General features: G+C 67.3%; 14 protein-coding genes. All 14 read right to left on the bottom strand.

What is annotated here, in order from left to right; all coding sequences use genetic code 11:
• Positions 1-9: 9 nt before the first annotated feature.
• The 14 genes from OG802_RS24275 to OG802_RS24210 all read right to left on the bottom strand — a co-directional run bounded on the left by OG802_RS24275 (position 10) and on the right by OG802_RS24210 (position 9,025).
• A complete protein-coding gene (locus tag OG802_RS24275; protein ID WP_329413608.1) occupies positions 10-324 on the bottom strand; it encodes a SpdD protein in 315 nt (104 codons plus the stop codon).
• 19 nt (positions 325-343) lie between these two features.
• On the bottom strand, positions 344-499 hold the full coding sequence (locus tag OG802_RS24270) for a hypothetical protein (RefSeq protein ID WP_167467581.1): 156 nt from the start codon (positions 497-499) through the stop codon (positions 344-346).
• Between the two features lie 15 nt (positions 500-514).
• Complete coding sequence (locus OG802_RS24265) at positions 515-697, bottom strand: mobile element transfer protein (RefSeq protein WP_329413606.1); 183 nt, start codon at positions 695-697, stop codon at positions 515-517.
• Positions 694-879, bottom strand: coding sequence for a hypothetical protein (locus OG802_RS24260; protein WP_329413604.1), 186 nt, complete (start codon positions 877-879; stop codon positions 694-696). The genes OG802_RS24265 and OG802_RS24260 overlap by 4 nt, the downstream gene beginning before the upstream one ends.
• A 16-nt stretch (positions 880-895) precedes the next feature.
• Positions 896-1,609, bottom strand: a complete 714-nt coding sequence (locus OG802_RS24255; RefSeq protein WP_329413602.1) for a DUF2637 domain-containing protein — start codon at positions 1,607-1,609, stop codon at positions 896-898.
• 87 nt (positions 1,610-1,696) lie between these two features.
• Positions 1,697-3,061 (bottom strand): FtsK/SpoIIIE domain-containing protein, encoded by a 1,365-nt coding sequence (locus OG802_RS24250; RefSeq protein ID WP_329413599.1) that lies wholly within the window; start codon positions 3,059-3,061, stop codon positions 1,697-1,699.
• A gap of 5 nt (positions 3,062-3,066) precedes the next feature.
• Positions 3,067-3,414 carry an SCO3933 family regulatory protein gene (locus tag OG802_RS24245; protein ID WP_329413597.1) on the bottom strand — a complete coding sequence of 116 codons (348 nt, stop codon included), beginning with the start codon at positions 3,412-3,414 and terminating at the stop codon, positions 3,067-3,069.
• Between the two features lie 902 nt (positions 3,415-4,316).
• Positions 4,317-5,138 (bottom strand): integrase, encoded by an 822-nt coding sequence (locus tag OG802_RS24240; RefSeq protein WP_329413596.1) that lies wholly within the window; start codon positions 5,136-5,138, stop codon positions 4,317-4,319.
• On the bottom strand, positions 5,135-5,986 hold the full coding sequence (locus OG802_RS24235) for a sigma factor-like helix-turn-helix DNA-binding protein (protein WP_329413595.1): 852 nt from the start codon (positions 5,984-5,986) through the stop codon (positions 5,135-5,137). The genes OG802_RS24240 and OG802_RS24235 overlap by 4 nt, the downstream gene beginning before the upstream one ends.
• A gap of 175 nt (positions 5,987-6,161) precedes the next feature.
• A complete protein-coding gene (locus OG802_RS24230; protein ID WP_329413594.1) occupies positions 6,162-6,563 on the bottom strand; it encodes an ATP-binding protein in 402 nt (133 codons plus the stop codon).
• A 97-nt stretch (positions 6,564-6,660) separates the two neighbouring features.
• Positions 6,661-7,509: a helix-turn-helix domain-containing protein gene (locus OG802_RS24225; RefSeq protein ID WP_329413592.1), complete on the bottom strand. Its 849-nt coding sequence runs from the start codon at positions 7,507-7,509 to the stop codon at positions 6,661-6,663.
• A 264-nt stretch (positions 7,510-7,773) separates the two neighbouring features.
• On the bottom strand, positions 7,774-8,211 hold the full coding sequence (locus OG802_RS24220) for a hypothetical protein (RefSeq protein WP_329413590.1): 438 nt from the start codon (positions 8,209-8,211) through the stop codon (positions 7,774-7,776).
• A gap of 56 nt (positions 8,212-8,267) precedes the next feature.
• Positions 8,268-8,756: a hypothetical protein gene (locus OG802_RS24215; protein ID WP_329413589.1), complete on the bottom strand. Its 489-nt coding sequence runs from the start codon at positions 8,754-8,756 to the stop codon at positions 8,268-8,270.
• Positions 8,753-9,025: a BrnT family toxin gene (locus OG802_RS24210; protein ID WP_329413587.1), complete on the bottom strand. Its 273-nt coding sequence runs from the start codon at positions 9,023-9,025 to the stop codon at positions 8,753-8,755. Before OG802_RS24210 ends, OG802_RS24215 begins: the two co-directional genes overlap by 4 nt.
• Between the last annotated feature and the right edge of the window lie 500 nt (positions 9,026-9,525).

Here is a 9,525-nt window from a genome sequence, read left to right as displayed (position 1 = left end):
CAGATGAGGTCAGCGGCGGTCGTTCTTGAGGATCGAGCGGATGACGACCGCGCAGACGGCCACGGAAGCGGCAGTGATGGCGACCGCGAGGAGCATGGAGACCAGGACCGCGCCGACGACCAGGACCAGGGCTCCCCCACCGGCGGCGAGGGTGAGCACGCTGCCCGGGGTGAGCCGGACCGCCGGCCGGTTGGTGGCGGGGGCCGCCGGAACCGGGGCCGGGGCATAGGCGGTGGGGTGGTAGACCGACGGGCTGTAGGTGGCCGGGGGCATGGGAGCGGGTATCGGGGCGGTGTCCGGGCGGGGGTACTTGGGGGTGAACACGGGGCGGTCCCTTCTGTAGTCAGTCGAGGAGGGTGGCGACGGCGGGGGCGAGGACGCTGTTGGCGACGAGGTAGCCGCCGAGGAGGAGCAGGGCGACCAGCCACCACGGCGGTCGGGCGAGCTGGATGCCGAGGACGGCGACGACGAGGACGGCGAACCAGAGCGGGACGGTCACGGCAGCGGTCTCCTGTCAGGCCTTGCAGCGGTGGGTGCGGGCGGCGAGTTCGGCGGCGGCGCGGCTGTCGTACTCGGTGGAGAAGTCGCAGCGGGGTGCGGTGCAGGCGGCGAGATGCCGGTCGCGGCCGCGGGCGATGTAGGAGGCGACCTGCACGGGACCGATGCGGCGGACGTTGCGGAACCTGGGGCCTGTCATCGCGGGATGTCCTCTCCGGTGAAGTCGTGGGCGTGGTCGGCGAGCCACTGGCGGATCTCGGGCTGTTCGTCGTCGGTGGCCTGATTGATCGCGGCCTCACCGAGGGCGAGGGCATCGACGAGCCGGTTACGGCGGGTCAGCTCTGCGGCGTGCTCCAGCGCTGAGCGGATGGCGGGGCGCATGGTGTGTGGCCCTTTCTCAGAGGTAGGCGGCTACGGATTGCGTCATGGATGGCGGCAGGCCGAGCCGGGCGCGTACGGCGTCGGGGTCGGCAGGCCTGCCGGTGGTGGCGTGGTGTTCCTGGGCCAAGACCTGGACTCGGTCGACGAGAGCGGGCGGGAGGGTGACCGCCGGGGCAGGTGTCGGGGCGGGGACAGCAGCGACCGGTTCGGGGGTTGCGGCCAGCTCCGAATCGGCGTCCGGGCCGGTGGCCAGAGCCGGAAGCGCGTCACGTTCGGGCGCATCGACCGCAGCCGGAACGTGGGCCGTTTCGGTGTCCGTCTCGGGCGTCGCGATGGCTGTCGGCGCGTCCGGGGTGCGTGGTGTGTGGGCGAGCAGGGTTCCGCCGAAGAAGGCGACGGCGGGCCAGCCGGCCACCACGACGCGGAGCGACGCCGGAACGTCGTCCAGGTCGAGGAGCCCGGCGGTGGCGATGTTGGCCCCGAGGGATGCGGCCAGGGCGATGAGGAACCACAGTCGCGGCCCCCCGGCCGGCTGCCCGGCGCGCTGCTGTTCGCGCATCCGGCGCCAGGCGGCGACGAGCAGCAGGTCGACAGAGACGGGGTAGGCCCAGGCCTTCCAGCCGCCCTGTCCGGCCGCGTCGGCGAGGTCGTGAAGGTGCGAGAAGGACAGGGCGCCCGCGATGACGGCTTGGACGATCACGGCGTCCACACGGGCCAGCTGGGCGCGCATCGGCTCGGGTTCCTTCCGGTTCGAGGCATGGGAGGGGTAGGGACGCGGCGCGAGGCGGTCACGCCAGCCGTGGGGAGGGTGGTGCGGCTACTCGGTCACCGGGCGGGCGGTGGGCACAGCGGCCGGGGCGAACGCCTTGGAGGACTCGACGGCGACGGCGGGCCGGAAGGAGTCGAGGCGGGGCAGTTCCGGCACCAGGGCGGCCGTGTCGCGGCAGATGGCCGCTGCCTCGTCGAGGGTCAGGTGCGGTGAGCGGGCGCGGGACCAGCCGCCGGAGGAGTCGCCGACGATCGCGACGCCGGGGCGTTCGGCCGGGATGGAGGTGGCGGCAAGCGCCGCTTCCGGAGAGATATCGGCCAGCGCCATGTTCGCCGAGGACTCGTCATTGACCCGGTGGCAGATGCGGCCGGTGAGCTGGGCGCGGAGCATGGTCGCGCCCTTGCCGAGTTCGGAGCCGAAGCACTGCCCGCAGACTTCGAGGTAGATGCCGGCCGCACGGCCGAGCTGGGCGATGCGGATCAACTTGGTGACCATCGCGTCGCGTCGCTTCTCGTCGTCGCGGCTCGCGGCGAGGAAGAGTTCCGCGACCTCGTCGACGACGACCACGACCGGCACCGGCCGCACCGCGTCCGGCAGCCCCCAAACGTCCGAGGTGAGCACGGCGTTCGGGCCCGCGGCGGACGACAGACCGATCAGACGGAACCGTGCCTCCATCTCTTCCACCAGGACGTCAAGGAGTTCGTTCGCCCGGTCCGGAGTGTCGGCGAGAGCGGACAACCGGGGTGCGAACGGCGCGAGTTCGACGCCCCATTTGCAGTCGACCCCGACGAGCACGACCCGTTGCCGGGCCAGGCCGCACACCAGGTTCCGCAGGTAGACGGACTTGCCGGACTGCGTCGCTCCGAGGATGAGTTCATGCGGCACGGCGCGGAAGTCGCGTACGTGCCAACGTCCGTCGTCCCGAAGCGCCAGCGGAAGGGTGAGCGGCCCGCGCTGCTTCCACCGCCGTACGGGCTGCACGTCGGAGAGAACGTCCCAGCCGATCAGCCGCAATTCGAGCCAGCCAGGCTTAGTCGGGCGGATGTGTACGGCGTGCGCGGCCCAGGCATGGCGCAACCGGTCGGCCGAGGCCATGAAGTCCTCAGGAGCCTGCCCGGTCGCCATGCGCAGCCGCATCACAAGCCCGGACTCGGTCGGCCACGGCAGCGACCGCCGAGGCGGGACGGGGGCGGCTTCCCGCCCGATCATCCGGGCCGTGGCCCGACGGACGGCCGAGGCCGGGACCGTCAGGCCGCACGCGTCCATCGTGGTCCGATAGGTGGTGAGCACGCGCAGCGCAACGAGCGGGTAGCCGACCAGCCACCAGAACGCGACCGGTGCGCGGCGGCGCAGGACCAACAGGGCGGCGAGTGCCAGCAGGCACAGCGTCAGCGTCCAGACGGTGTCGGTCATGGCGTTCAGCCCTGCACCGAAGCCGGGGCGTTGACCATGACCGCGTCCGCCCGGTAGGCGATGCCGTGACGCATCCGCCCGCCGAACTCGCTCTCCCACGGCCGGGCGATGAGGCCGGGCAGGATGACCGGAGCTCCCATCACCAGGCCCTCACCGATGCCCTTCTCGGGAACGGTGACCTTGATCATGTCCGAACCGCCCGCCGCGATGAACACCAGCTCCAGCACCATCAGCCGGTCGCTGGTGACCGGATCGATGGCGATCTCACCGGTCTGACGGTCCTTCACCTTGACCTCGGGGAGCTTGGTGACGAGGAGCGTCGCGGCCGAAACGTCTACGGGGATGACACGCATTTCCTGAACCTCACTTGGTTGGTGATGCGACCAAGCCGCACCGCTCGGGCCTGAATATCCCCCTAGACAGCAGAGGGGTGACCCGCCCTAACTGTCTAGGGGGGTTGACGACCACAGTAGACCGACGGACCGTCAACTGTCTAGGGGGGTATACGAGGTGGTTGGGTCATGGCGGATCGCGACGGCCGGCGAGGAGAATGCCGTCATGGCGTCCACCTCTCCCGCATCGCGGCTCGTGGCTGCGGCCGCTAAGGCTCGGCTCCGACCCGTTGGGCTTCGCCAGCATGGCCGCTCTCGCCTGTGGCTAGACGATCATGGCTGGTGGCTCGGGCTCGTCGAGTACCCCTCGTCTCAATGGAGTCAGGGCAGCGGACTGCACGTCGGGGCCATGTGGCTATGGCAAGACTCGGACCACTTCACGTTCAACGTCAGTGAGCGGGTGGGAGCGACCGAGCACTACCGCAACGATGAGCAGTTCTCGCGAGAAGCAGAGCACCTTGCCTCACGCGCTGGGGCACAAGTGCAGGAGCTCCGCAGTAGGTTCGCCGACTTGCAGGCCGTAGCGAATCACTTGATCGCCCAGCCGGTCAGGCTCGGATGGTTCTGGGAGTCATGGCATGCCGGAGTCGCTGCGGCACTCGTGGGCGATGCCCCCGTGGCGCGAAATCGGTTCGCGGCAGCGCTCAAGGAGGAGCCTGTCGCCCCCTGGATGGACGACGCTCAACGATCGGTGCGGGAGCTCCTGCAGATCGTTCAGGACAGGAGCGCAGTCCAGTCCTGGGCTCTGGAACGGATCGCCGCATGTCGGCGAAGCCTGAGGCTGCCACCGTTCCAACCACTCGACGGAGTGCTGATCAGCGAGTTGGGGGAACGCGCCCAGCCCAAGCAGTAGCAGCCGAGCGCTACGACAACGTCCAGTGCAGCACCGTGGCGTCATCCTGTGTTTTGCCGCGGGGCCAGCGCCGGCCATCGGGGTCGTCGAGCTCTGCCGCCCGGACGCGGCGGATGAGTTCAGCCGGCCCGGATGAACCGAGAACAGTCAGCGTCTCTTCCCAGGTGTCCAGGTCGAAGGAGTCGACGAGCCGTGTCGCACCGTCGCTGAGCAGCGTGGCAGACGCCAGCGACGCCACTGGAACCGTCCCTGTGAGGACGTGATCGGCCGCTCGCGGATCAGGTCCAGCGATCCAGAAGCCGCCGGGCCGATTACGGAGCCCCGTCAGAGCGTCGCGGTAATCGGCCAAGGCGGCGGCATGCTCGGGTGAGCCGGTAGGCAGTTCGTCGACCGGGCCGCGAAGTCGTTTCCCGACCTCGTCCAGGCGCTGGTCGGTAATCGCGGTTGTCTTCCCGTCCTGGTTGGCGAGGAGAAGCGTCGAATCGCCGAGCACTAGGTATTCCAGAGCTTCCGCGCCGGCCCGGACGGCGACCACCGTGCTGGTTGGACTCGCGCGATAGGACAGATCGCAGCTGTCCTCGTGCAAGGACCGAACAGCCCGGATTGAGTCGGCCAGGCAGTCGGCGAGCGGCCGGGCAGGGTGTGCGGTGATGGTGCTCAGCAGCAGGCCCCCCAGCGTTGAGGAGAACCAGGCGATGCCGTGCGTGCACCCGGTATCTGCCCCAGCGACGCCGGCCCCGTCCAGCAGTACAGCCGCCCCGGCAGCGGCGGCCGCGAAGTCCTCGTTCGCCTGGCCGGGTTCGGCGGGCAGTGAGGCGATGGCGACGTTCACGCCGTCGTCTCCTCGTCGTGTCGGTAGAGGGGGGTGAGCAGTTCGACGGATTGTGGTTCGTCCGTCTCGGGGTCGTACTCGACGCTTACGAGCGTGGAGAAGTGATGCTCTCCCACCTGGCCCCATAGCGTGTTCAGGTCGGAGGCGAGCAGCTGGACGACGCCGAGGGAGCCTGCGGTGTGGATACCGGCGATCGCGAGTACCGAGCCGTTGCCGTCCGGGCGGGGCAGCCTGCCGAGGTATCCGACGTCGTGCGGGCGCTGCTGCTCGGTGTCCGCTCCTGCTCGGTATGCCGTGCCGGTACGTCGGTCCAGTAGGGCCCACGGCTCGCCTTTGGGGTGTTCCCAGCTAAGTACGGGATCCTGCGCGTAGAGGTCACTCATGGTCTGGGACATGCCCGGTCCGCAGACGACGACCAGGCCGTCACGGTTGAGGTCGACTTCACCGCTCACCAGGACGTGACCAGAGCTGACGTCGAGCCCGTACGACTTGGCCAGCTCTTCGAGCCGCCTGCCGGAGTTCACGTCCGCCATGGCGACGACCGGGCGCTTCTTCTCGTCGTCCCACCGCAGCGGAGTCACGACCGTGACGGCGCCCGCGCCGAGGAACGCACCCTCGGGCGCCGGGCCCGTGTGACGGATCTGGTGAATCCGCCCGCGGCTCAGGCCGGCCTTCTCGGCGATCTGCGCGTACGACAACCCCTGCGAATGGAGGTCTTGAACGACACGACGGCGGAGCCGGGCGAGTTCGGTCACCTCCTGCTGCGCGTCGGCCAACCGTGTCGTGACCTCACGCAGAAGCAGGTACGGATCATCGATCGCCATGATCCGCTGCAACTCGTCCGACATGACCACACCTCCTAGAAGTAACCAGGAGTCTAGGGCCCTAGACGGAATGGGCGGGAGTCGCCTGCCCGAATGAACTCCGATCACGTAGAAGCCGGCCCGACGCCCAGGCACTCCCCGGGGACTCACACTCCACTGCCCGCGAGGCCACCACACATCACCGCCGGAAAGCCGCCCATCACGAGCCGGTCCGCACCAGCTCGGCCCAGACGCAGCGGGCACCCGAAGGCCGGTCCTTCACACCCCAGTTCTTGGCGCAGGCCGCAATCGGCATCAGCCCGCGGCCGTCCTCTTCCACGTGCCTGGTGACGCTCCGAACCATAGGTTCCTCGTCGCCGCCCTGGTCGACGACCTCGATACGAACCAGGTCATCCGCGAAGTGGACGAGCACGAGGAACCATCCTCGGTACCAGCCGCTCCGCGTGTGCTTGACGGCGTTGGCCGCCAGCTCGCCGACGACCATGACGGCGTCGTCGACCAGCTCTGCGGTCTCGTCCTCCAGCAACGCGGCGACGAAGTGACGGGCCTGGGCAACCTGCCAGGTCAGGCCGGGGAACATCCGGCACCAGCTTTTGGGCATGAGAAACACTCCTCCTCGTCTAGGGGGCTAGACGGCTCAGCGAGCAGAGTATTCCCACGTGTGACCACCAGGCCAGGCATCTTGAGGAATTATTCCTCTAACGGGTGGCGGAGTCCTCCAACTCCTGGAACTCCCGCATCACACGAACCAGGAGCTCGCGCGCCTCGCGGCCGAAGACGGCCGCCTCCTCGAAGCGCCGGAAGATCTCCTCATACGCGGCAACCTCGTCGGAGTCCTCGACGACTCGCTCACCGCGGAAGGCTTCGACAACGACCGCCCGCCGGTCGCACAAGGTGAACCCGTGCCGGGGCATGACCGGCACCGCACGACGCCACGGGATCACCCCCAGGCGCACAGTGCTCAGACTCTCGACAGCCAGCAGCCGGTCAAACTGGGCGAGCATGAGCGAAGGATCCCCCGGCCAGGTACGCAACACCCCTTCGGTCAGCACGAACACCGACTCCCGACCCGGCTCGTACAAGAGGCTCTGCCGCTCGACACGAGCAGCGACAGCGCGACCGACGGATTCCGGCGTCGAGTACGGCGCACTCGCGAAGACGTGCCTGGCGTACTCGGCGCTCTGAAGCATGGCCGGCAGAACGACACACTGAAACGACCGGACCAGCCGAGCAGACCGCACCGCGTCATCGAGGACCGTCCCGGGTGGAGCCACCTCGTCGGCCTCGACTGCGTCAGGCGCAGCTTCCACGGCTACCAAGAGCTCCCGCACTTCGCGAGACGTCGACCCGTCGAGATCGAGAGCGAGCAACAGACGCCCCAGCACATCGAGGCTGGGGACCATGCGTCCGTTCTCCACCTTGGACACGGTCGGTTGCCCCACGCCGGCACGCTGCGCCAGAACAGCACCAGTCAGGCCGGCCTCTGTGCGAAGCCCTCGAAGGCGTGCACCAAGCGCCTTCATCAGCTCCCGTCGCTCACTCCCCATACCGAGGGTTCTACACCACATGACAACGAGAGCCTGCCCCGCAAGCGATGGCGGTCACGACCGAGCACCCAGGCCATGATTCAAAATTTCTCTACTGGTTCAAGGCGGCTCGCTCCGCTCCCCGCGCGCGGCCCGGCCCCCGGCCGGGCCTGCGCTCCTGCCTCCGTCCCGCTCCAGCCCGGCCGGCGGCCAGGCCGCGCATACAGCGATCAGGTGCTTGAGGCCCGGTAGGGAGTACATCGGTGCCGGGGCGACTGATCCGTGTCAGTCCGCCCCCAACTTACCGAAGGACCAACCCGCGATGTCGACTAGCCGCCCCCGCCAACGCATCCCATTAGCAGGCATCGGTTTCTGGCCCGGACTGAAGACTTTCGCTTCTCTGAGATGGATGAATGCCGTGTCCTGCACATCTAGAATCGCCTGCTGGTACCTCACCCCCAGGGATTCGGCGGCCACCTCAGCTTTTCGCTGTTCCTCGAACTGCTCTTTAATGGAATCCTTGATGGAAGAAAAGTAGACCGTCCAAGCATTGTCTTCATCCTGAGCGGAAATCTCGCTCTCATACGACTCAAACCATAGCCAGTTCGGAATTAGCTGGCCACTGACAACCAGCCCTCCGGTGGTCAATACTAGCCAGGGACCTCCGGGGTCCTCATTGGCGCTGTTGATCACGTTAACTAGTGCCACCAGGGAGTGGTCCACGTCATCCAAGGCAGACATTGCCGTCCATTTCTATTCGCGGGCCTAGTCGCGGAATTCTACTTGCCGTCCGCGTGCCGATGCATGAGCGTGTTGAGTGCGTCCCGCGTACGCGTTCCCGAAGTCAGTGCAGTGCGGACCGCACCCAATTCGTACCGACCTCGAACGGTTCTGGTGAACAACCTAACTTGCTCTGGTGAAACTTGGGTCGACTCTTCAGCGGCAGAAGTAATAACCACCGACGCAGCCCAGTGGGCAGGATGCACGTTCGATGCCGATTCCTCGGCTTGGGCCTGCTCGAGTCCTTGCTGTACCCATTGACGCATCAACTGCGTGACCGGAATTCCACGGCGCGCGGCAACCTTGCGAATTTCAGACATGACCGACTGCTCCATGCGAATGGAGCGGGATACCATCGGCATCCGTGAAGATTCAATCGGAACCTCTTCGCTCTCCATGTCAACGATGCTTGTCGACTGGTAGCGCAGCGCCAATTCGTTGAGTTCCTGAGGGCTTTCCGCCTGTGGGCGAAGCTCTTCTCCGGTCATTTCCCTGCCTTCCTGTAGGTTGCGCGCTCCCTTACGTCCATATCGCGAGCCGTCACCACATAGTAGGAATTCCTTCCCCGAGAGGACAGGATTACCGTCAGATACCGGCCGCTATCAGTTGTTCCAAAGACTGCATATTTATCGTCGCGCGTGCGCCGGGCTTGAATCGGTTTCGTCTGGCAGGCCTCCTCAACCTCGTCGGGCGTCACATTGTGTTCCGCAATGTGTTGCTCGTTCCAGTCGTCCCAGATGAGCTCATCGACCCGCACGACGGGGACCGTACCACGTTCGTACCACGCCCCCTACTGGATCAAACCATGACAGATAGGCGTGTTTGGGCTGGCAGGCCAGTTCGGGACAGCATCAGTCAGCGACGCGGGCGGCCGGTCCATCGAGCGCGACGATTGGCCACGGTATCCCCGACCCTGTTGGGGAGCATCGCGTCAAGCGATACCGGCGGCTGCAAGCCGCGCCTACGCCCAACGGCGAACAAGTTCCTAAGCTGAGAGCTTCGAGGGTGGCATCCCTCCGGGCCTCCTTCTCGGTCCTGCCGTCGAAGCTTGCCCCGATCGATGGCACCGATAGCGTGGCTGGGGCCGGTGGCGGTGCAGCGAGGCACACGCGCGCCCGCTCGGTCGACTGACGCACCCTCGTGGCGGACTTTCGTGGGCTGAGGCTGAGACGGACCGCAACGGTGCCGGCCGTCAGTCGAACGAAGCCCCTCAGTAGCTCAGGAGGAGGCGCGAAAAATGCACCGTGGAGCCTCCCC

Source organism: Streptomyces sp. NBC_00704 (genome assembly GCF_036226605.1).
Lineage (GTDB): Bacteria > Actinomycetota > Actinomycetes > Streptomycetales > Streptomycetaceae > Streptomyces.
The sequence above is the reverse complement of the archived record's forward strand: the minus strand, read 5'-3'. Positions and strand labels throughout refer to the sequence as shown.